20 protein-coding genes and 1 riboswitch are annotated in these 22,910 nt (G+C 34.6%); of the genes, 7 read left to right on the top strand and 13 right to left on the bottom strand.

Features of this window, described 5'->3' with window-relative positions; translation table 11 throughout:
* Positions 1-129: 129 nt before the first annotated feature.
* The gene (amaB, locus tag NLM59_RS11240; RefSeq protein ID WP_304417880.1) at positions 130-1,659 is read right to left on the bottom strand and encodes an L-piperidine-6-carboxylate dehydrogenase; all 1,530 of its coding nucleotides are present in this window, start codon (positions 1,657-1,659) and stop codon (positions 130-132) included.
* Between the two features lie 356 nt (positions 1,660-2,015).
* Here amaB and dinB point away from each other — a divergent pair, with 356 nt between their 5' ends.
* Positions 2,016-3,107: a DNA polymerase IV gene (gene dinB / locus NLM59_RS11235; protein ID WP_407986274.1), complete on the top strand. Its 1,092-nt coding sequence runs from the start codon at positions 2,016-2,018 to the stop codon at positions 3,105-3,107.
* 21 nt (positions 3,108-3,128) lie between these two features.
* On the opposite strand, the gene NLM59_RS11230 is transcribed toward dinB, so the two are convergent.
* The 3 genes from NLM59_RS11230 to rocD all read right to left on the bottom strand — a co-directional run bounded on the left by NLM59_RS11230 (position 3,129) and on the right by rocD (position 5,668).
* Positions 3,129-4,022, bottom strand: coding sequence for a pirin family protein (locus NLM59_RS11230; RefSeq protein WP_304417878.1), 894 nt, complete (start codon positions 4,020-4,022; stop codon positions 3,129-3,131).
* Positions 4,023-4,046: 24 nt separating this feature from the next.
* Complete coding sequence (locus NLM59_RS11225) at positions 4,047-4,331, bottom strand: GNAT family N-acetyltransferase (RefSeq protein ID WP_304417877.1); 285 nt, start codon at positions 4,329-4,331, stop codon at positions 4,047-4,049.
* Positions 4,332-4,426: 95 nt separating this feature from the next.
* The gene (rocD, locus tag NLM59_RS11220) at positions 4,427-5,668 is read right to left on the bottom strand and encodes an ornithine--oxo-acid transaminase (protein ID WP_304417876.1); all 1,242 of its coding nucleotides are present in this window, start codon (positions 5,666-5,668) and stop codon (positions 4,427-4,429) included.
* Between the two features lie 245 nt (positions 5,669-5,913).
* Between rocD and NLM59_RS11215 the strand changes: the two genes are divergently transcribed.
* Positions 5,914-6,429 carry a DUF7935 family protein gene (locus tag NLM59_RS11215; protein ID WP_304417875.1) on the top strand — a complete coding sequence of 172 codons (516 nt, stop codon included), beginning with the start codon at positions 5,914-5,916 and terminating at the stop codon, positions 6,427-6,429.
* 83 nt (positions 6,430-6,512) lie between these two features.
* On the top strand, positions 6,513-7,034 hold the full coding sequence (locus tag NLM59_RS11210) for a hypothetical protein (protein ID WP_304417874.1): 522 nt from the start codon (positions 6,513-6,515) through the stop codon (positions 7,032-7,034).
* Between the two features lie 76 nt (positions 7,035-7,110).
* On the opposite strand, the gene NLM59_RS11205 is transcribed toward NLM59_RS11210, so the two are convergent.
* The 5 genes from NLM59_RS11205 to aspA all read right to left on the bottom strand — a co-directional run bounded on the left by NLM59_RS11205 (position 7,111) and on the right by aspA (position 13,149).
* On the bottom strand, positions 7,111-8,661 hold the full coding sequence (locus NLM59_RS11205) for an ABC transporter substrate-binding protein (RefSeq protein WP_304417873.1): 1,551 nt from the start codon (positions 8,659-8,661) through the stop codon (positions 7,111-7,113).
* Positions 8,662-8,748: 87 nt separating this feature from the next.
* Entirely contained in the window at positions 8,749-9,408 is a 660-nt protein-coding gene (locus NLM59_RS11200) for a YggS family pyridoxal phosphate-dependent enzyme (RefSeq protein ID WP_304417872.1), read from the bottom strand.
* Positions 9,409-10,656, bottom strand: a complete 1,248-nt coding sequence (locus NLM59_RS11195) for a DUF1015 domain-containing protein (protein ID WP_304417871.1) — start codon at positions 10,654-10,656, stop codon at positions 9,409-9,411. It abuts the gene before it with no gap.
* A 36-nt stretch (positions 10,657-10,692) separates the two neighbouring features.
* Positions 10,693-11,535, bottom strand: coding sequence for a flavin reductase family protein (locus NLM59_RS11190; protein WP_304417870.1), 843 nt, complete (start codon positions 11,533-11,535; stop codon positions 10,693-10,695).
* A 192-nt stretch (positions 11,536-11,727) separates the two neighbouring features.
* The gene (aspA, locus tag NLM59_RS11185; RefSeq protein ID WP_304417869.1) at positions 11,728-13,149 is read right to left on the bottom strand and encodes an aspartate ammonia-lyase; all 1,422 of its coding nucleotides are present in this window, start codon (positions 13,147-13,149) and stop codon (positions 11,728-11,730) included.
* Between the two features lie 235 nt (positions 13,150-13,384).
* Here aspA and NLM59_RS11180 point away from each other — a divergent pair, with 235 nt between their 5' ends.
* Positions 13,385-14,260: a hypothetical protein gene (locus tag NLM59_RS11180; protein WP_304417868.1), complete on the top strand. Its 876-nt coding sequence runs from the start codon at positions 13,385-13,387 to the stop codon at positions 14,258-14,260.
* A gap of 84 nt (positions 14,261-14,344) precedes the next feature.
* Here the strand turns inward: NLM59_RS11180 and NLM59_RS11175 are convergent, their stop codons facing one another.
* Genes NLM59_RS11175 through NLM59_RS11165 form a run of 3 tightly spaced genes read right to left on the bottom strand, consistent with a single transcriptional unit; the run spans position 14,345 to position 17,223 of the window.
* On the bottom strand, positions 14,345-15,598 hold the full coding sequence (locus tag NLM59_RS11175; protein ID WP_304417867.1) for a dihydrolipoamide acetyltransferase family protein: 1,254 nt from the start codon (positions 15,596-15,598) through the stop codon (positions 14,345-14,347).
* 52 nt (positions 15,599-15,650) lie between these two features.
* Positions 15,651-16,010, bottom strand: coding sequence for a four helix bundle protein (locus NLM59_RS11170; protein WP_304417866.1), 360 nt, complete (start codon positions 16,008-16,010; stop codon positions 15,651-15,653).
* A 46-nt stretch (positions 16,011-16,056) separates the two neighbouring features.
* Complete coding sequence (locus NLM59_RS11165; protein WP_304417865.1) at positions 16,057-17,223, bottom strand: acyl-CoA dehydrogenase family protein; 1,167 nt, start codon at positions 17,221-17,223, stop codon at positions 16,057-16,059.
* A gap of 295 nt (positions 17,224-17,518) precedes the next feature.
* A riboswitch (cobalamin riboswitch) is annotated at positions 17,519-17,657 on the top strand.
* Positions 17,658-17,765: 108 nt separating this feature from the next.
* Here NLM59_RS11165 and NLM59_RS11160 point away from each other — a divergent pair.
* The 3 genes from NLM59_RS11160 to NLM59_RS11150 are packed head-to-tail and all read left to right on the top strand — an operon-like array spanning position 17,766 to position 20,783.
* Positions 17,766-18,740 carry a ribonucleotide-diphosphate reductase subunit beta gene (locus NLM59_RS11160; RefSeq protein WP_304417864.1) on the top strand — a complete coding sequence of 325 codons (975 nt, stop codon included), beginning with the start codon at positions 17,766-17,768 and terminating at the stop codon, positions 18,738-18,740.
* A gap of 1 nt (position 18,741) precedes the next feature.
* The gene (locus NLM59_RS11155; protein WP_304417863.1) at positions 18,742-19,158 is read left to right on the top strand and encodes an acyl-CoA thioesterase; all 417 of its coding nucleotides are present in this window, start codon (positions 18,742-18,744) and stop codon (positions 19,156-19,158) included.
* Entirely contained in the window at positions 19,137-20,783 is a 1,647-nt protein-coding gene (locus tag NLM59_RS11150) for a ribonucleoside-diphosphate reductase subunit alpha (protein WP_304417862.1), read from the top strand. The genes NLM59_RS11155 and NLM59_RS11150 overlap by 22 nt, the downstream gene beginning before the upstream one ends.
* A gap of 81 nt (positions 20,784-20,864) precedes the next feature.
* Here NLM59_RS11150 and NLM59_RS11145 read toward each other — a convergent pair whose 3' ends face one another.
* A complete protein-coding gene (locus NLM59_RS11145; protein WP_304417861.1) occupies positions 20,865-22,838 on the bottom strand; it encodes an alpha-ketoacid dehydrogenase subunit alpha/beta in 1,974 nt (657 codons plus the stop codon).
* Positions 22,839-22,910 lie beyond the last annotated feature (72 nt).

Below are 22,910 nucleotides of genomic sequence, written 5' to 3'. Positions count from 1 at the left end.
AATTTAAGTCATAAAAGAACTGACTTAATAATGTTATTTTTTTGTGTTTTATGCGCTCAATTTATTAATGAAGTATATAATATAATATATAAGACCCTGAAAATAAATCCAGGGTCCTAAATTAAAATATTAAATATCAAATTTAATTCCTTGAGCTAAAGGAAGTTCAGTTGTGTAATTGATAGTGTTAGTTTGGCGTCTCATATAGATTTTCCAAGCATCTGATCCAGACTCACGTCCACCACCAGTTTCTTTCTCACCACCAAATGCACCACCGATTTCAGCACCAGAAGTACCAATATTTACGTTTGCAATACCACAGTCAGAACCTGCATGTGATAAGAAACGCTCAGCTTCTCTCAAGTTGTTGGTCATAATTGCAGAAGATAAACCTTGAGCTACACCGTTTTGTAATTCAATAGCATTTTCAACATCTCCGCTATATTTCATTAAGTATAATACTGGAGCGAAAGTTTCGTGTTGAACGATATCAAAATGGTTTTCAGCTTCGGCGATAGCTGGTTTTACGTAGCATCCACTTTCGTAACCTTCACCTTCTAATACACCACCCTCAACAATGATGTTTCCACCTTCTTCTACAACGCGTTTCAATGCATCTTGGTACATCGCTACAGCATCTGTATCGATTAATGGACCTACGTGATTGTTTTCGTCTAATGGGTTACCAATTTTTAATTGTCCATAAGCAGCAACAATGGCATCTTTCACTTTATCATAAATGCTTTCGTGGATGATCAAACGACGAGTAGAAGTACATCTTTGTCCTGCTGTACCAACAGCACCAAATACAGCACCGATTACCGTCATTTTAATATCAGCATCTGGAGTAACGATGATGGCGTTGTTTCCACCTAACTCTAATAAAGTTTTACCTAATCTTTCGGCTACTGTACTCGCTACGATTTTACCCATACGTGTAGATCCTGTAGCAGAGATTAATGGAATACGCTTATCGGTTGTCATGAATTCACCTACTTTGTAATCACCATTAATTAAACAAGAAATACCTTCAGGTAAATTGTTTTCTTTTAAGATATCAGCGATAATTTTCTGACAAGCAACACCTGTTAATGGAACTTTTTCACTTGGCTTCCAGATACAAACATCGCCACAAACCCAAGCTAACGCAGTATTCCAAGACCAAACCGCTACTGGGAAGTTGAATGCAGAAATAATTCCTACAATCCCTAGTGGGTGGTATTGATCATACATTCTGTGTCCTGGTCTTTCTGAGTGAATCGTAGAACCATATAATTGACGAGATAAACCAACTGCAAAGTCACAGATATCGATCATTTCTTGCACTTCACCGTAGCCTTCTTGTAGAGATTTCCCCATTTCATAAGAAACTAATTTTCCTAATGGTTCTTTTAATTCTCTTAATTTATTTCCAAACTGACGAACGATTTCACCTCTCTGTGGAGCTGGAACCAAACGCCAATCTTTAAAGGCTTTTTGAGCAGTTTCTACGACTTTATCATAGTCCTCACGTGTTGTTGTTGCAACTTTAGCAATGTGCATTGCATCTACCGGAGAAGATGAAGAAATTTCTGCGCCACTTCCAAACCAATCTGAACCTGTAGAAGTCCCTTTGTTAGTAGCTTCAATGCCTAATTGCTTTAAAACGTCTTGTATCATAATAAAATTTAGTTTTATTTTAATTTCGAAGTTTCCAAATTTAATGAAATACATAGACTTTTCCTACCAAGTAGAGAAAGCTTAAGATAATTTTATGAACAAGTTGTTCGAGGAAGTTACTCACATGATGATTTCTCTGAATTAATATAAATTTCTGTATCTTTCAATAACAATCACATAAAAATATATAAGTTCACACCTTGCATTCAATCTATAAGATTACTAACCATATTTTATAAGCATAATAATTATATTTATTTGAAAATCATAATATTACCTAAATTCCCTTAGGTATTAAATAGTTAAAGAACTAGAGCATCTTGGTTATTTAAGAATGAAAAATGATATTGCAGCCAATGAATCAAGACAACCGTAAAATTATTCACATCGATATGGATGCTTTTTATGCTTCTGTTGAACAACATGATGCTCCAGAGTTAAAAGGTAAGCCTATTGCTGTGGGTGGAAGTTCGGAACGTGGTGTGGTGGCTGCTGCTAGTTATGAGGCCAGGAAATTTGGAGTAAAAAGTGCTATGAGTAGTATGATTGCTGCCAAACGTTGTCCAGATTTAATCTTTATTAAACCAAGATTCGAGCGATATCGTGAGGTTTCCTATCAAATTCGTGAGATTTTCTATGAATATACCGATTTGGTCGAGCCATTATCTTTGGATGAAGCTTATTTAGATGTTACGATAAATAAAAAGAATATTTCCTCGGCTTCTCAAATTGCTAGAGAAATTAGAGCTAAAATTTTGGAGAAAACAGGTTTAACCGCTTCAGCAGGAATTTCAGTAAATAAATTTGTGGCTAAAATAGCCAGTGATTACAATAAACCAAATGGACAGAAAACCGTTACACAAGAAGAAATTCTAGATTTTTTAGGCCCCTTAAAAATTCAACAATTTTATGGAATTGGTAAAGTTACTGCACAAAAAATGCGAGATATGGGAATTTTTAATGGCAAGGATTTACGTGATTTAAGCTTAGAATTCTTAGAACAAAATTTCAGAAATATGGGCTTGCATTATTATCAAATTGCACGTGGAATCCACAATAGTCCCGTTAATCCCAATCGACAACCCAAATCTGTAGGTGGAGAAAACACCTTCGAAACTAACTTGAAATCTATCCAAGAAATGCAATCAGCACTTGTTCCCATTATTCAAAAAGTGGTGGATAGATTAGCTAAAAAGGAAGTAAAAGGTAGAAGCATTACTCTGAAAATAAAATTTGATGATTTTAGTGTCATCACACGAAGTCAGACTGGGGATGAATACGTTGATCAATTTGATGAAATTTATAAAATTATCAACGAACTTTTAATTTTAGAAAACCCTCGTAAACCTGTGCGATTGTTAGGTGTTTCTATATCTCAACTCAATTTATACGCCGAGAAAACGGTTCAATTAAAAATCCCTTTTCCAGCGTTGAAAAAGGGATTGTAATATTTAAATAAAGATAAAACTTTACATTCTTCTTGGTCTAGGAAGAGGTACATACTCTTCTTCATCGCCTACAACTTTAGGGAAAGCATCTAAATTCTGTTCTTCCCAATCTTTCTTGGCTTGTTCGATTACAGCTTTGTCCGAATTCACGAAATTCCAGAAAATAAATCTTTCTTCTTCAAAAGGTTCTCCACCAAAAATATAAACAGTTGTATTGGCTTCCATTTCAAAAGAACATAGCGTACTGTCTTTTGCAATTAGAATGTGTTTTGGTTCATAAATATGACCATCTGCACTGATTCCTCCTTCTAAGATATACAAAGCGCTTTCGCCATATAAATCTTTACCAATATTGATTTGTTGTTTTTTATCCGTCTTAATTTCAATGAAATACAATTCACTGTGCACAGGAACAGGTGATTCCTTATCGAAAGCTTTACCAGCGATTAATTTAAACTTTGCTCCATCTTCCTCCCAGCTTGGAATATCTTCTTCTGGAATATGTGAAAAACTAGGCTCAGATTTTTCTAAATGCTTTGGTAATGCCACCCAAATCTGTAATCCATGCAGAGATTTCTCTGTATTTCTTAAATAATCAGGAGTTCTTTCTGAGTGAACAACACCTTTTCCGGCTGTCATCCAGTTTACTGCACCTGGTTTAATCTCAATATCAGATCCTAAACTATCCTTATGCTGCATTGAGCCTTCGAATAAATAAGTCAAAGTTGATAAACCTATATGCGGATGAGGAGCTACATCTAGATTTTGGTCTTTGCTCATATTGGCTGGTCCCATATGATCGATAAAAGTAAAAGGACCTACCGAACGTTTTTGACGGAAAGGTAATAATCTACCTACCATAAAGTTACCAATATCTGCTGCGCGCTCTTCTAAAATCAATTCTACGTTAGACATAACTCTATTTTTTATAAATTTTAATTAAGCTAAAACATCACCAATACTTTCGTCTTGATCGAATCTCTTTTTAGCATATGGACAAAGAGGAATAACCTTCACACCTTTTTCACGAGCGAATTCTACTCCAGCCATCACCAATTGTTTCGCATAGCCTTTGCCACCAAATTTTTCGTCGACGCCAGTATGATCAATGATAAATTTATCTTCTCCGGCCCAAGTAAAAGTCATTTCACCTGCTTCTACTCCATCTTCGTAAATTACAAATCTGCCTTTTTTACCGTTATCTTCTAATTCTATTTTATTCATAGTTTTAATTTATTTGGTACAAGTTAAGCAATCAATTTCTTAAATTCTAAACAAATAGCATTTTAGCTATGTTAAGAATTCATTAACCCAAATTCTTACTTGGTGAAATTATTAATTGTATCTGTAATAATTTTAACACATTCCATCATTTGCTCTTCAGTCATTACTAAAGGTGGTGCAAAACGAATGATGTTTCCATGGGTTGGTTTAGCTAATAAGCCATTTTCTTTTAGAGCAACACAAATGTCCCAAGCCGTAGAGCTATCTTCGGTATCGTTAATTACAATCGCATTTAATAAACCTTTACCACGTACCAGTTTTACTAAATCATTTGAATCAACCAATTTCTGAATTTCTGAACGGAACAGGTTTCCTAACTTTTCTGCATTTTCCATTAAGTTTTCCTCCTGAACAACCTCTAAAGCTGCCATTGCAACAGCACAAGCTAATGGATTTCCACCAAAAGTTGATCCGTGCTGACCTGGTTTTAATACATCAAAAATATCGTCATCAGCTAAAACTGCTGAAACTGGATAAACTCCACCACTCAATGCTTTTCCTAAAATTAAGATATCTGGATGTACGCCTTCGTGATCTACGGCTAACATTCTACCAGTTCTTGCGATTCCTGTTTGAATTTCGTCAGCAATAAATAATGTTTCGTACTTATGACAAAGCTCTGCTGCTCCTTTTAAGTATCCGTCTTGAGGAACGAATACACCAGCCTCACCTTGAATTGGCTCAACTAAAAATGCCACAACATTATCTTCTTTTAAAGCTTCTTCTAAAGCATCTAAATCATCATAAGCTACTTTAATGAATCCTTTGGTATAAGGACCAAAATTCTTTCTAGCATCTTCGTCATTACTGAAAGAGATAATTGTAGTAGTTCTACCGTGGAAGTTATTTTCTGCTACAATGATTTTAGCTTCTTGATCTGGAATACCACGTCTTTCGTAGCCGTATTTTCTAGCAATTTTAATAGCGGATTCTACAGCTTCAGCCCCTGAGTTCATTGGCAATAATTTATCGAAGCCAAAGAATTCACATGCATATTTCTCGTATTGACCTAATTGATCACTGTGAAAAGCTCTAGAAGTTAAAGTTAATTTCTCTGCTTGATCTTTTAAGGCTTGAATGATTTTAGGATGACAATGACCTTGGTTAACGGCCGAATAGGCAGAAAGAAAATCGAAATATTTCTTTCCTTCTACGTCATATACATATACGCCTTCTCCTCTACTTAAAACTACTGGAAGCGGATGATAGTTGTGCGCACCATAGCGACTTTCCATAGCAATTAGCTCATCTGAGGTGTATTTCGTATTTGTTGACATATTTTGATTTTTAATGAATTTGTTCAAAAATAGGAAATTTGAAACGAAGCAATTACATTTGTGTCTATAATTTTTTAAACAGAAATGCGTTAGGGATTGAAATGAAAATCCTTTTGCTGATGAGGGTTTATAATTTGTCGGTAGAAAAGAGCGACTATAGAAGCTCCTTTTTCACAGTTACAAATTTACCCGAATGGCAAAAGATTGCAATGAAAAGCCCGTAAAACGCCCAAAACAAATAAAATATGAATGAAGTTTTTGAGATTTTAAAGTATATCCTTCCAATGTTAATTATGGGTGGTATTTTTTACTTTCTTATCGAAAAGTTTTTTGCTGAAGAAACTATACGTCGAAAAATTGAACTTCAATTAAAAGATAAAGAACTGCTGACGCCTCAAAGAATGCAAGCGTATGAAAGAATGGCTTTGTTTTTAGAGCGTATTCGTCCTACCAATTTGGTAAGAAGAATTGAAATGCCAGCAGATGCAGATACTTATGAATATGTTTTATTTAATTCTGTTCAAGAGGAGTTTGACCATAACTTGAGTCAGCAAATCTATATGGATCCAGAAACTTGGAGTGTAATTTTTTCAGCAAAGAATGCAACTCAAAACTTCATTAAACAATGTAGAGAAACTAGCGAAGATCCCAACTCTTCGGAAGCCTTTAGAAGTGAATTAATTAAGCGCTCTGTGGATGGTAACTCTATTTGTAATGGTGCTTTGTTGCAGTTGCAATCAGACATTCAAAAGCAGTTTTGATTTTAAGCTCATTAAAAGGTTGAATTCTTTGGTTTAAAATTAAAGTTGTAAATTGATACCTCAATAAATGACCATTAAATAGTATGAAAAAATTAGAAAATTACTCTGAAGAGGAATGGAATATAGTTAGCACACTGCCGCATTTAGTGGGAATGTCGATGTCTGGAATTGCCGCTAGCGGTATTGTGGGCACGACAAAAGAAATGATTGCCAACAGTAAGGCATGGAAAAATGCTAAAGAAAAGTATGCCGACAATCATTTGATTCAAGCTATGATGCCAAGCTTAGAGAGTTTTGGAGAAAGCATGTCTGAAGCAAAATTGAGTAGCAATAAAATCATGGACAAAATTAAGTCTAGTGAAGTAAAAGACGCTGAAGAAATGGCTGATATGGTGATGCATGATGCGGACAGAGCTATGGATATTCTAGAAGAAAAAGAATCTAGAGAAACAGTAGAGGAATTTAAACTTTGGTTATTAGAAATCGCTGAAGATGTTGCTAAAGCAGGAGTTGAAGGAGATTTCTTTGGATTTGGAGGAACTGAGTATAGTGAAAAAGAAAAACAGTTATTCGACGATTTAAATGATTCTTTAAACAAAGAATAATCTTAAATAGATATTATAAAAATGAAAGGCTACTTCTCTCGAGGTAGCCTTTTTCTATGAATAATACTTTAATATCTTAATCTTTTCTTACTCTGGTTAAATCTAACATATCAATGGGTGTAGATTTAAATCCTTTTACGTTTTTTCTAAGAAATGTGGTGCTCTGATCATAAAAAGTTGGAATCACTGGCATTTCATTCATGATGAGCTCATCCATTTGTTTGTAAACCTCTACCCTCGCCTTTTCGTCGTTCATTTGAAGTGCTTTCATATATAACGCATCAAATTCATCACTTTTAAAATGAGAATAATTCGGTCCATTTGGTGCGAAATTCTGACTATAAAATAAGGATAAGAAATTCTCAGCATCAGGGTAATCAGCTCCCCAATTGGCTCTAAAGAATGGGAACTTACCTGAAGCTTTTCCATCTCTTAATGTGGATGGATCAACAACATTTACTTCAATGGGCCAACCCGTTTTAAACATTTCAGATTGAACAAATTCGCAGATATCTGCATATTCTTGAGTGGTTACGAGTTTTACTTTGGGAAGAGACGCATTTTCAGATTTATATTTACTAATAATTTCTCTTGCTTTAATGGGGTTATATCCATCGCCTAAGTCCTCTTGATGTCCAGGCAATCCTTTTGGAATAAAGCCACCATGCGCCGGAAAACCAATGTTGTTGCGTAGAAATTGAATCATCTTAGACTTATCGATACTCATGTTCATTGCTTTTCTTAATTCAGCAGGAACTTCGGCATTATCATCTAAGTAAAAGCATAAATATTCTGTATTGAGATAAGGCGCCTTAATCATCACCAAATCTTCTTGATATTTCTCTTGCAAATGACCATCAGCAGTTAGTAATTCATCTTTATAAGACGGATCTAAACTTGCCATCATGTCTATTTTACCTTGAACGAGTTGAAGGAACTCACTATGTTTTTCGGGCAAGAAATTAACTGCGACATAGTCTAAATAAGGTAAGTTTTCGCTGGATTCATCTTTCTTATAAAATAAAGGATTCTTTTTGAGAACTAATTTTACATTATTTTCCCATAATTGAAATTGAAACGGCCCCGTACCGATTGGATTTTCTTTAAAAGCTTCCCCATCATTTTCGAATAATTCTTTAGGAACTACCGAACAATATTTCATGGCCATTAAACCTAAAAATGGCGGAAATGCAGACTTTAATTCCACTTGAAAAACAGAATCATTTAAAGCTTTATAATCAGCAACATTATTTAAAACAAAGCCACCAGAAGAACCAACTTTTGGATTGGTAAGTCGCTGAAAACTATACTCAAAGTCGCTTGCAACTACAGTTCTAGTTGAATCCTTGCCAAAAGCAGGATGTTTATGAAAATAGACATCATTTCTTAAGGTAAAAGTATAGATTTTACCATCTTCAGAAATATCCCATTTTTTAGCAATCTCAGGAATAATATGCAAGCTATCGTCGAAATTCACTAAGCCCGTATACATTAAATTCGCCATCCAATTATTGGATTTACTTCTTGCAAAAGCTGGGTCTAATGATGATACGTTCTCATATCTATTTAACCTAAAAACCTTGGTGTCATCTACCTGAACAGGAATGTCACATGAATGAATTCCCATAAAAGAAATTAGGATTAAGAAATAAACAAAATAGCTTTGATTCATATATGTTATAAAACGGGCTTAAATGCTCGGCGAATTTAAAGATTAATTATAATCTCTCGCACCAAAAATAGCACTTCCTACGCGTAGCATATTACTACCTTCTTCTAAAGCGATTTGATAATCAGCAGTCATTCCCATAGATAAATGTTGAATCTGTGGAAACTCTGTTTTTAATTCATCATAAAGCTTTTTCAAGGCTTGGAATTCCTCACGAACTTGTTCCATATCATCCGTAAATGTGGCCATTCCCATCAAACCAACGATGTTTACGTTCTGCATTTTAGCTACATTTTCTGCATTTAAAACTTCTCGTGCTTCTTGTAGCGTCATTCCGAATTTTGTGTCTTCGTCAGCAATTTTAACTTGCAGCAAAACATCCTGAACGCGATCGGAATTTTTAGCACGTTTTTGAACTTCTTTCAAGCGTTTAGCCTTGTCGATACCATGAATTAAATGCACAAAATCAGCCATTTGACGGATTTTATTCGTTTGAACATGTCCAATCATATGCCAACGGATATCTTTTGGTAAAAGCTCAGCTTTTTCTAGCATCTCTTGAACTTTGTTCTCACCAAAATCACGATGTCCTAAGTCGTAAATCTTTTGAATAGCCTCAACCGGATGGGTTTTAGAAACCACAACCAAAGTAACGTCCTCTGGAATTTCCTTCTTTATACGAAGATAATTTTCTTCAATACTCATTTAATCGTTTAAATCTAAAATAGTTAATGCAGATAAAAATTTAGGTTCAATATAAGTTGATTTTGGAGGCATAACTAATCCCTCATCAGCTACCAATAATAAGTCATGAATAGATATTGGATAAAAACCAAATCCAACTTTATAAGCGCCAGAATCAACTTTTTCTTTCATGCTCATAATACCTCTCATGTCTCCCGTTCCCTTCATGAATCCTACCCTATCGTCTGTGCGAATATTTTCAATACCTAATAATGGTTTCATTAAATATTCCTCCCATAAATAAGTATCTAGCTCACCTAAACCTTTTGGAACACCACGTAATTCTTGATTAACATATAATCCATAGAATTTACCATCTAAATACATAGAAATGTGATGTTTGTGTGATGGGAAATAAGGCGTATCTCCTTTTTCTATAACTGTAAATACCTCATCTACTTTCTTTAAGAACTCATCTGGGGTCATTCCATTTAAATCTTTAATGACACGGTTGTAGTCATAAATATTCAAATGATTTCCAGGAATTAAAATCGCCATTACCCAGTTGAAAGCCTCTCCACCAAAGTAATCTGGCTCTTGCTTTCTCATGTGTTCAGTAAAAATGGCAGAACTACCCATTCTATGGTGACCATCCGCAATGTATAAAGCAGGAAGCTTTTCGATGGAATCTTTCATCTGCTTCATTACAAGTCTATCTTTTACTTGCCACAGACGATGTGTTTTTCCATCTGATCCCTTGAACTCTAAAGTTGGTGTGTTTCTAGTTGTCATAGACATTAACAACTCAATACTTTGGTTCTCAGGAAATGTCAACATAATCGGATCTGCCTGAATCTGAATTTTCTTTAAGTATTCTGCAAATCTAATTTCCCTTTCCTCAATCGTGTTTTCATGCTTTTTGATTAAACCGTTGTTATAATCATCAACACTTACAGAACCAAGAATTCCAATCGTAGAAATCTCATTATCATCTTCTTGCTCGTAGATATAATAAGATTTATTATCTCTTAAAAGAATTTCATCCGCTAAAAATTGCTCGAATTTACTTCTAACTTCATCCAGATTGCTTTGATCTGAATCATCTTTATTAAAAATAGATGGTGAAATAATATGTAAAAAAGACTCAGCATTAGTGGCTAACTCTTTCTCCATTTCTTCTTTTGGATAATAATCAACATTTTTGGTAGTGACCAATGCAGCTTTTTGCTTCGCTGGTCTCACACCACGAAAGGGACTGAATTTTATCATATTACAATATTAGGTTTAAAATGAGTAGTTGTTTTTTTATCTTATTAAAGCTTGCCATGCTTCTTCTAATTTTCCATTATTCAATAGTTGCTTTGCTCTAGCATGGTCATGAACATCTGCTGAATAAACACCATTTGGAATTTCTTCTACATTGGCTAACTGCGCTAAATCGTTTCCGGTAAGAACTTCACTTTTAAGAATATCTTTTGGTAAATGATCGAACCCTACTCCTAGGGTTTGTAGAGGTTTAGGAATCTGGAATAATGCATCTCCAAAGGCTTTGCAATACCAAGATCCGCCCATACGTGCTACTAATTTCATTCGTTCGGTACTAATTCTACCATCTTCGTCTAAAACTTCTTCGTGAATGTGAACTTTTAGCACTTCACATATTATAAGGTTTCCTGCTCCACCTTCATTTCCTAAAGATATTACTTCATTTACCTTACATTCTATCGATACCTTAGATTCCAATACACGTGGCGGTGCAACTATATCTGATTTAACCTCCGTTAAACCAGCTTTAATGAATTCGTTTACATCTTCAGCATACTCTGTACTAGCCAATGAAGCTTGATGAACAATTTCTTCTGTAACAACATTAATAACAACCTCCTTGGTCTCCAAAATATTTTCTAAGGTGTGCTTGGTGGTATTATTTCTAACACGGCGAGCAGGTGAAAAAATTAAGGTTGGAGGATTAGCACTAAAAACATTAAAAAAACTAAACGGACTCAGGTTTACATTACCTTCCTTATCGACAGTACTTGCAAATGCAATCGGTCTAGGAGCTACGGCTGACAATAAATAACCGTGTAATTCTTGGGTTGAAACTTCACCTGGAGCGACAGTTTTAATTTTATAATGTGGCTTTATCATAAATAAGAAAATTTAGAAGTCCCTAATTTACGAATATTAGTTATGAAATGAAACCTAAAAACTTAGCTTCTTCTAATTCTAGGCTATTTTTAGCGATTTTTTTAGTATTAAAGCCCTAAAAAGCAAAAATCAAGTGAAATTCTATAATTAGAAATGACACTTGACCTTTATAATTACATTAAAGATAAATACCTATAAATTCATTTTTCTAGGCTTAATCATATTTTCTGGTTTTAGAATATCCTTCAACCTCTCCTCTTCCATTAATCCTTGCTTTAAAATTAAATCATAAACCGATTCTCCAGTTTCCAAAGCTTCTTTAGCTAACTTAGTGGAAACTTCATATCCTAAATATGGATTTAATGCAGTCACTAGACTAATACTGTTCATAACAAGCTCTTTGCATCTTTCTGCATTGGCTGTTATTCCATCAATACATCGAATGCGTAGTGTTTTCATTCCGTTCATTAGCATTTCAACATTTTCTAATAAAGAAAATGCAATAACTGGTTCCATTACATTTAATTGTAACTGCCCCGCTTCTGACCCCATAGTTATGGTTAAATCATTACCAATTACTCTAAAAGCAATTTGATTTACCACTTCTGGAATTACAGGATTTACTTTACCAGGCATAATAGATGAACCCGGTTGAACTGCGGGTAGATTGATTTCATTGATTCCAGTTCGTGGTCCTGAAGACAACAATCTCAAATCATTTGAAATCTTAGATAACTTAACCGCTAATCTTTTTATAGTAGATGAATTCATTATAAATACACCTGTATCACTAGTGGCCTCAATCATGTTGCTGGCTGCTTTCACTTTTATATTAGTGATATCTCTTAGGTGTTTAATACAAAGTGGCGTGTAATCTGGATCAGAGTTAATACCTGTACCTATAGCGGTAGCACCCATGTTAACTTCTAATAAAAGCTTTTTATTTTGTTGTAATCTATCAATTTCTTCTTTTAAGTTAGCAGCAAAAGCTTTAAACTCCTGTCCTAATGTCATTGGCACAGCATCTTGTAATTGAGTGCGCCCCATCTTAATGACTTTCTTGAACTCTTTGCCTTTGCTTTTAAAGCTTTTAATTAATAATTTCAATTCCTTTTCTAAGGCTGTAATGCTTCTGTATAAAGCAATCTTAAGCGCAGTTGGGTAGGCATCGTTGGTGGATTGTGATAAATTAACATGATTATTGGGATGACAATATTGGTATTCACCTTTTTTATGTCCCATGATTTCTAGTGCAATATTGGCAATAACCTCGTTTGCATTCATATTAGTAGAAGTTCCAGCTCCGCCTTGCATCATGTCCACCACAAACTGATCATTGTATTTACCTGATTTAACAGCTTGACATGCAGAAATGATTGCTCCCGCTAATACAGGCTCGAGTAAATCCAAATCTCTATTGGCTTTTGCAGCTGCTTCTTTCACATCAGCAAAAGCATAAATAAATTCGGGGTAATCATATAGATAAGAGCCACTAATATCGAAATTCTCTACGGCGCGCAAGGTTTGTACACCATAATAAACCTCTACTGGGACTTCTCTATCACCAATTAAATCATGTTCTAAACGCGTTTTTCCACTCAAAGGCTTGCTCATAAATTACATTTTATTTTATGTATCTAAGTTACAATTTTTGAGTGTTTTATTTTAAAAACTATTAAAATTATTTCTACTGCCATATTTATTGTAGTCGCAAAAACATCAATATAAAATTATCTATTTCTTAATTTCAATTCTTATCAATACGATATTCACCGTATATGTTGTTTATCAATATGGTAATGTCAAATATAAATTCTATATTTGTAATGAAACTTAAATACTCTTTATTATGAAAAATTTTATCCTAGTTGGGCTTATGCTCCTATGCGCAAATTTATTTCCACAAGTTGGTATTGATACCGACACACCCAATGGCGCCTCTATTTTAGATATTGTATCTACTGAGAAAGGTGTGCTAATTCCTAGACTTACTAGTGCCGAACGTGATTCTAACCTAGCAGATAATGATATTAATACTGTGCCTCCAAATGGTGTAGTAAATACAGATATTACTCCTGGTTTATTAATTTTCAACACCACTGAAAATGCTTTTGAATATTGGGATGGTATATTATGGAGACAATTATTCTACAATACCTCTACTACCGCTGGAAATGCTGGTGCAGTAAAAATCATTGGACAAGAAGGAGCATTAACACTTCCTTTCATTTCCCTTAGACATAGCGGAAGTAGATTTGGTGCAAGAAAAGAAATGAAATTTACTGAAGATTTAATTTTCGCACCTGCTCCAACTACAAGTTGGCCAGAGAATGAGCAAAATCCATGGACATCTGAAGCAATTTATAGAACATCAACTTTAACCCCTCCTGGTTCTATGAATCAAATGGGAAAAGTATGGCGTGAAAATCCAGTTTTAGGACAAGTACATGTATGGAGGTTGAATGTGTTAGTAGGAACAGGACCGAATAGTTCAGGCTCATTAATGGCAGTCATGAGAAATCAAATGTCTGGATTTGAGGTTGTTGACATATCACAAATTCCTCATGGTTCGGCCACTGGAAATATTTTGACTTTTTATTTCTATACAATAGCTGACGATGCAAGTTTAGATCCAGGTAGAGGTTATAAACTTTTCTTAGCTTCTGATACAGATTGTACAGTAACGTTTAAGGATTTAACGAGAATATCCTTATTCCAAGATTAATTCCAATAACAAATCAAATATAAATTAAAAATCCACCTTAGATTTCCTAAGGTGGATTTTTTAATATTTCTAAAATAGATAATTCTAAAACCAGTTTTCGAAGTCTTTAAGGTTCTCTTTGACTTGAGTTAAAAATTGACTGGCATAAGCTCCATTAATTACTCGGTGGTCATAAGAAATAGATAACATCATTTTCTTACGTACGGCTAATTGTTCCACTCCATCTTTTTCTATAACTCCAGCAGCAGAAAGAATTTGTCCTAATGCTAGCACTCCAACTTGTGGTTTACTAATAATCGGTGTGCCAGCAAGACTACCAAACATTCCAGTATTACTAACTGTAAAGGTCGTATTCTGAACGTCGTCATTGGCTAATTTTCCTGATTTGGCCTGTGCTGCTTTGTCATTAACAGCCTTTACCCACGATATAAAATCATAGTCTTGAGCAGCCTTTACATTCGGTACTATTAATTCCCCGTTCGCTAAAGAAGCGGCAAAGCCTAAATTAATGTCTTTTTTATGAATCCATTCATCAACATTCATCCAAGTATTTAAAAGTGGATAGTCTTTTAAGGCCTGAATAATAGCATATTGAAAATAATGTGTGTAAGTTATTTTCGTATCATTTTGCTTAAAGAAGGAATCTTTAATATTTTCTCTATGCTCCACTATATTGGTTACATCAACCTCTGCGAAAGTCGTTACATGTGGAATTTCCATAAAAGATTGCTGCAAATGATCTGCAAGCAACTTCTGCATACGACTTAACTCATTTAAGGTATCTCCTTCGGCTAATTGTAGCTTCATTTTCTGACTAGAGAAACCTGTGGCTACGGCTTGTTTCTTTTCAGGGTTTAAGTATTTTAAAATATCCTTTTTCTGAATTCTTCCATTCTCACCAGAACCTTTGATTTTCTCTAATTCGTTAAGTTCTAATCCTGCCTCTGTAGCAATCATTCTAACTACCGGAGACAAGAAAGATTTACTTCCTTTATATGAATTGCTTTTTATACTTTCAGAACTTTCCTCTGATTTACTAGAATTTGCTTGGTTTTTGGCCTCTTCTAACTTGATATGCTGAACATCATTTTCATCGACTTCAAGCATACAAATTGGTGCTCCTACTTCGGTTTCACCTTTTTCTGGAACCAAAATCTCCTTTAAAACACCTTCGTATTCGCAAGGCAACTCGCTTTCAACTTTATCCGTTCCAATAAGAACAAAAAGTTCATCACGCTCAATTTTATCCCCAGGCTTTTTAAACCATTCGATAATCGTAGCCTCCGAAACACTTTCCCCCATTTTAGGAAGAAGGATAGGAATTGTTATTTTGCTCATGTTTTATTTAGTATACGGTAATTGGTAGTTAGTATTTAGTAAGATAAAAGCCTTATAATTTAGAGTTTAAGTATTTGGATAAATTAAAAAGCATTTTTTTAATGATAATTAACTCTTCAATTAATTCTTCAAAATCTTTATGCGAAATAAATTCTAATTCTTTTGATATAATTAACTGTGTTTCCAACTCATTCGCCGATCCGATAGCATAACCTACAAACTTTAGAAAGTCTCTTTTACCTCTTCTACCACTACCTTCTGCTAAATTAGAGGCTATAGAAATGGATGACCTTCTGATTTGATTGGTTATACCATAAATTTCTTTAGAGGGAAAATTTTCAGTGAGCTTATATACTTTAACACATACATCTTTAGATAATTGCCAAACTTCTAACTTTTGATAATCGTTCATAAGCCATCAACTTACCAATTACTAACTACTAAATACCAATTACTTATTATCCAAACGCATTAATTCCAGTGATATCCATACCTGTGATTAACAAGTGAACATCGTGAGTTCCTTCGTAAGTGATTACAGATTCTAAGTTAGCAGCGTGGCGCATCATTGGATAATCTCCAACGATTCCCATTCCACCTAAAATCTGACGGCTCTCGCGTGCGATATCAATGGCCATTTTTACGTTGTTTCTTTTTGCCATAGAAATTTGTGCTGGACTAGCTTTGTCTTCATTCTTTAAAGTACCTAATCTCCAACATAATAATTGAGCTTTGGTGATTTCAGTTAAGAATTCAGCTAATTTTTTCTGTTGTAATTGGAATCCAGCTAATGGTTTTCCGAATTGTGTTCTTTCTAAACTGTATTTAACCGCGGTTTCATAACAGTCGATGGCAGCACCGATTACACCCCAAGAAATACCATATCTAGCAGAGTTTAAACAAGATAAAGGTCCTTTTAATCCTTTGATATCTGGGAATAAGTTCTCTTTTGGAACTTTTACGTTTTCAAATACTAATTCTCCTGTTTTAGAAGCACGTAATGACCATTTATTGTGAGTTTCTGGGGTAGTAAATCCTTCCATTCCTCTTTCTACAACCATTCCTCTTACAACACCTTCTTCGTCCTTAGCCCAAACTACAGCAATGTCTGCAATTGGAGAGTTGGTAATCCACATTTTAGCACCATTTAATACCACGTGATCACCTTTATCAACAAATTTAGTCTCCATTCCAGCTGGGTTAGATCCGTGGTTTGGTTCAGTAAGACCAAAACATCCAATCAATTCTCCCGAAGCTAATTTTGGTAGCCATTTCATTTTTTGCTCTTCTGTAGCATATTGATGAATTGGGAACATTACCAATGAAGATTGAACTGAAGCTGAAGAACGAACAGCAGAATCACCTGCTTCTAATTCTTGCATAATCAGACCATAAGAAATTTGATCTAAACCTGCTCCACCATATTTTTCTGGAATATATGGCCCTAAAGCACCAATAGCTCCCAATTTTTTCATTAAATCTGGTATATCCGTATGATCATGAGCATGTTGGTCAATCACTGGTTTAATTTCTTGATTTACAAAATCACGAACAGCTCCACGCACCATTTTGTGCTCCTCTGTCAGTAAATCATCAATCTGATAATAGTCTGTGTTTATTTGCATCTGATTATTAATTATTTTCTTTGAAGTAACTTTTAATTATTGTTTAAATTGTCTTTTCTATGCACATTTTTGAAATGCATCATAACCCACAAATTTAATAAATACTTTCCTATTTAGAAGCCTTTTGCTTCGAATTAAATCTACAATCATCACTTCTTTTAATCCCTTATATTATTAGGTATATAACTCAAATTTTAAGATTTAAATATTTTATTTTGTTGATAATATGTTCACATCTTAAAAACATTTTTCTGGCAAAGAGTCGAAATATTATCCCTATTTTTGAGTCAAATTATAAATCTTCTTTTAGCTAAATTTATCTCTTCATCGAGATACGACAAAGGGGAATCACGTTAGAATCGTGAGCTGTTGCGCAACTGTATTGGGAGTTTAAATCCCTGAGCCAGAATGCCTTTTTAGCTACAAGACTTTATCTTTCGCATGAAAAGTAAAAGTCTACAAAGCTTGAGTAGTTTCATTAGCTCAAAGCCTCGTTCCTTTACTTTTTATGTTTTTAATAGAATTTAAATTAAAAGCATATTATGAGTATTTTTAGTCCACGTCAAGCCTATAAACCTTTTGAGTATCCAGAAATAACTCAATTTACAGACAGCATCAACAAAAGTTTTTGGGTTCATTCAGAAATTGACTTTACGGCCGATGTGCAAGATTTTCAAAGTCATTTAATGCCTCATGAACAACAAATCATCAAAAAATGTTTGTTGGCAATCGCTCAAATCGAGGTGAATGTAAAAAGCTTTTGGGGAAATCTTTATCAGCATTTACCAAAACCAGAGTTTAATGGTTTAGGAAGCACCTTTGCAGAGTGTGAATTTAGACATTCAGAAGCCTATTCTCGCTTACTCGAAGTGCTTAATTACACCAACGAGTTCGAGAAATTAGAGCAAGTTCCAGCTATTTCAGATCGTATCGCTTATCTTAAAAAAGCTTTACAAAATGCTAAATCTGACAAGAATGAAGAGTATTTGTTTTCTTTAATTTTATTTTCAATTTTAGTTGAAAACGTTTCTCTTTTCAGTCAATTTGGGATTATTCTTTACTTCACAAGATTTAAAGGTTACTTAAAAAATACCAGCAATATCATCGCTTGGACTTCTATTGACGAGCAAATTCACGCCAATGCAGGTATTCATATTATAAATATCATTCAAGAGGAATTCCCAGAGTTTTTAGATCAAGAAGCTCAAGACAAAATCACTGAAATCATTAAAGAATCGATGTCCGTAGAATCAAGAATTCTAGATTGGATTTTTGAAGATGGTGAGCTCGAAATGATATCTAAAAATGATATTATGAACTTCATGAAATTTAGAGTAGATGATAGTTTATCTAAAATTGGACTGAGCAAAATTTACCATATCAATTCAGAGCAATATGCTCCTATGAAGTGGTTTGAAGAAGAAGTTTTCTCTAATAGTTTAGATGATTTCTTTGCAAAACGTCCTGTGGATTACACCAAACACGATAAAAGTATTACCGCTCTAGATTTATTTTAAGATGACACAAAATACAATTGATGAAAGAATTGCTAGTTCTAAAACAAGCATATTCAAAGTCGTGTTTCCCAATACTACCAATCATTACAACACGCTATTTGGTGGTACGGCAATGCACATGATGGATGAAGTTGCCTTTATTACAGGAACTAGATTTTGTAGAAAAAGTATAGTTACGATTTCTTCGAGTCAGATTGACTTTAATAAACCTATTCCTGCGGATTCCATTGTAGAATTGATTGGAGAAATAGTTGATATCGGAAATACAAGCATGAAGGTTAAAGTTCAAGTATTTAGAGAAAATATGTTTGATGATATGCGAGACAAATGTATTGAAGGTTTTTTCACATTTGTTGCCGTAGACGAAAATAAAAAGCCTGTTAAAATTATAGACAAATGGAAAAATATTGGTGGTTGAACCACGAAAGTGAGCAAATCCTGAATCGAGGTTACTTGCTAAAAGGAGAAACAATAGAAGGTGCCATAGATAGAATTACTACAGCAGCTTGCAAACGATTATATAAACCTGAATTAAAAGAAAAATTCACGGAAATAATAGAAAATGGTTGGATGAGTTTAAGCTCACCGATTTGGGCTAACATGGGAACAGAAAGAGGTTTGCCGATTTCATGTTTTAATGTTCATGTTCCGGATTACATAGAAGGAATTACGCATAAATTGGGAGAAGTTATCATGCAAACCAAAATTGGTGGAGGAACTTCGGGATACTTTGGTGAATTACGTGCTCGCGGAAGTACGGTTACCGACAACGGAAGAAGTAGCGGTGCGGTCAGTTTCATGAAATTGTTTGACACTGCTATGGACACTATTTCTCAAGGTGGAGTTCGTAGAGGTGCATTTGCGGCTTATTTGGACATTGATCACGAAGATATTTTAGAGTTTTTAAGCATTAAAAACATTGGAAATCCTATTCAAAATCTATTCTACGGCGTTTGTGTTCCAGATTATTGGATGCAAGAAATGATAGATGGCGACATGGATAAAAGAAATATCTGGGCAAAAGTGCTGGAATCTCGTCAGCAAAAAGGATTGCCATATATTTTCTACACAGATAATGTCAATAGAAACAAACCTCAAGTTTATAAAGATTTAAACTTAAAGATTAACGCGAGTAATTTATGCTCCGAAATCATGCTTCCATCTACCGAAGAAGAGTCATTTATTTGTTGTTTGTCTTCCATGAACTTGGAATTATACGAGGAATGGAAAGATACAGATGCCGTTAAATATGCCATTTATTTCTTAGATGCTGTTCTGCAGGAATTCATTGTTAAAACTGAAAACAACTATTATTTAGCATCAGCGAATAGATTTGCAAAAAGACATAGATCTTTAGGATTGGGTGTATTAGGTTGGCATTCTTATTTACAAAAGAATATGATTCCGTTTGAAGGATTAAGAGCTAAACAATTGACTACAGAAATCTTTAAAAATATTCAGACAAAAGCCGAGCAAGCAACAATGGAGTTAGCAGAAATTTATGGCGAACCTGAAATTTTACAAGATTATGGCCGCAGAAATACAACTTTATTAGCCATCGCTCCTACTACTTCATCTTCCGCTATTTTAGGGCAAACATCACCTGGTATTGAACCTTTTAGCAGTAACTATTATAAGGCAGGTTTGTCTAAAGGTAATTTCATGAGAAAGAATAAATACTTGAAGAAATTACTTGAAGAAAAAGGATTAGATAATGAAGATACTTGGAGAAGTATCATGTTGAATCAAGGAAGTGTTCAGCACTTAAACGAGTTGACACAGGAAGAAAAAGATGTTTTCAAAACCTTTAAAGAAATAAGTCAATTAGAAATTATTCAACAAGCTTCGATTCGACAAAAATATGTGGATCAATCACAGAGTTTAAACTTAAATATTCCTTCTGCTTTATCTATTAAAGAAGTCAATCAATTAATGATTGAAGCATGGAAATTAGGCGTTAAAACTTTGTACTACCAAAGAAGCCAAAGTGTTTCTAAAGATTTGGTGAGCAATTTAGTTCAATGTAGCAGCTGCGAAGCTTAACCTCTCATATTTAATTTTAATAAAAAATCCCAAAACGAGAATATTCAAGTTTTGGGATTTTATTTTGTTTTTATTTTAACTTTAGTACTTCCAAAGCCTTATTAATTTCTCTTCTAATTCCTTAGTTGGTAAGAATTGTTTTTCTAATTCTGCATCAAACGGAACAGCTGTATTCATAGAAGCTACACGCATAACCGGAGCATCTAAATATTCAAAACAAGTTTCTGAAATAACTGCAGAAATTTCTCCCCCAAATCCACCGATTTCAACATCTTCGTGTAAAACTAAAACCTTTCCAGTCTTCTTAACAGATTCAATTACAGCTTCTTTATCCCAAGGAACTAATGTTCTTAAATCAATTAAGTCAGCTTTGATTTCAGGATTTTTAGCTAATAAATCCAAGGCCCAATGAACTCCTAAACCATAAGTTACGATCGTTAAATCTTCACCTTTGGTATGGAATCTAGCTTTACCAAAAGGTAAAGTATAATATCCTTCCGGAACATTAGATTTTAGTGTTCTATATAATTTTTTGTGCTCAAAGAACATTACAGGATTCGGGTCAGCAAAGGCTTGTAATAATAATCCCTTTGCATCTTCTGGTGTAGATGGATAAACTACTTTTAACCCTGGTGTATGCGTAAACCAAGCTTCTGTGGATTGCGAGTGATAAGGTCCAGCTGCAACTCCAGCACCGGTTGGCATTCTCACGACTACATCAGAATTTTGTTGCCAGCGATAATGTGATTTTGCTAAGTTATTTACGATTTGATTAAATCCTTCGGTCACGAAATCAGAGAACTGCATTTCTACCATGGCTTTGTAACCTGAAATCGATAATCCTAACGCTGAACCTACAATCGCAGCTTCACATAATGGCGTATTTCTAACGCGATCTTCGCCATATTTAGCTAACAATCCATCGGTAATCTTGAACACTCCACCATAATCAGCGATATCCTGTCCCATTAAAACCAATTTCGGATGTTCGTCCATGGCAATTTGAATTGCCTCTGCAATGGCATCCACAAATCTCAATTCACGGTCTTCAACTTTTTTAGGTTGATGAACTTCGTTATCGAATGGCGCATACATATCCGCTAATTCTTTCTCTCTGTTCGGAACTACTTTTGGTTCTGCATCCGCAATCGCCAATTCATCCATGACCAATTTCTCAAATTCAGCTTTAGTTGCATCAATGAATTCTTGATCAATAATATTATTTTCTAATAACTGCGCTTCAAATCTTGGTAACGGATCTTTTTCTTCCCAACTTTCAATTAAGCCTTCTGGATAATAAGCCGTACCACTCGCCTCCTCGTGACCACGCATTCTGAATGAATTACATTCAATTAAAACCGGACGAGGGTTTTCTCTAATTTCTTCTGCCCAATGAGAAACGGTTTCGTAAACTTCCATAAAGTCATTTCCATCGATAGAAACTGCTTCAATTCCGTATCCAATACCTTTATCTGCAAAAGATTCCATTCTAAATTGCTGAGAAGACGGCGTAGATAATCCCCACTGGTTATTTTCTACAATAAAGATCACCGGAAGTTGCCAAACCGCAGCCACGTTGATGGATTCATGGAAATCTCCTTCACTCGCTCCTCCATCACCCGTAAATACCAAACAAGCTTGTTTGTTTTTCTTTAGTTTATTGGCCAAAGCGATTCCATCGGCTACTCCCATTTGAGATCCTAAATGAGAAATCATTCCAACGATTTTGTAATCGTGTGTTCCAAAGTGGAAGGAACGATCACGACCTTTGGTAAATCCGTTCTCTTTTCCTTGAAACTGAGAAAACAGTCTTCTTAATGGAATATCTCTAGAAGTGAAAACGCCTAGATTTCTATGCATCGTTAGCATATATTCCTCTGGGTCCATAGCAAGCGTACAACCAACGGAAATACCCTCTTGTCCCCATGATGAGAACCATTTAGAAATTTTACCTTGTCTAAGTGAAATCAACATACGCTCCTCTATCACACGAGGTAGCAACAGCTTTTTATAAAAGCCCTGAAGTTGTTCGGGCGTGTATTTTTGTAAGTTCAAGTCTTAAATTTTGTAAGGGTTAAAATTAGTAAGATTTACCATAAGTTAAAAGAAAATTATCAAAGATATTTA

It is taken from the genome of Profundicola chukchiensis (assembly GCF_029664245.1).
GTDB classification, from domain to species: Bacteria; Bacteroidota; Bacteroidia; order Flavobacteriales; family Weeksellaceae; genus Profundicola; species Profundicola chukchiensis.
This window is presented reverse-complemented; position numbering and strand designations above follow the sequence as displayed.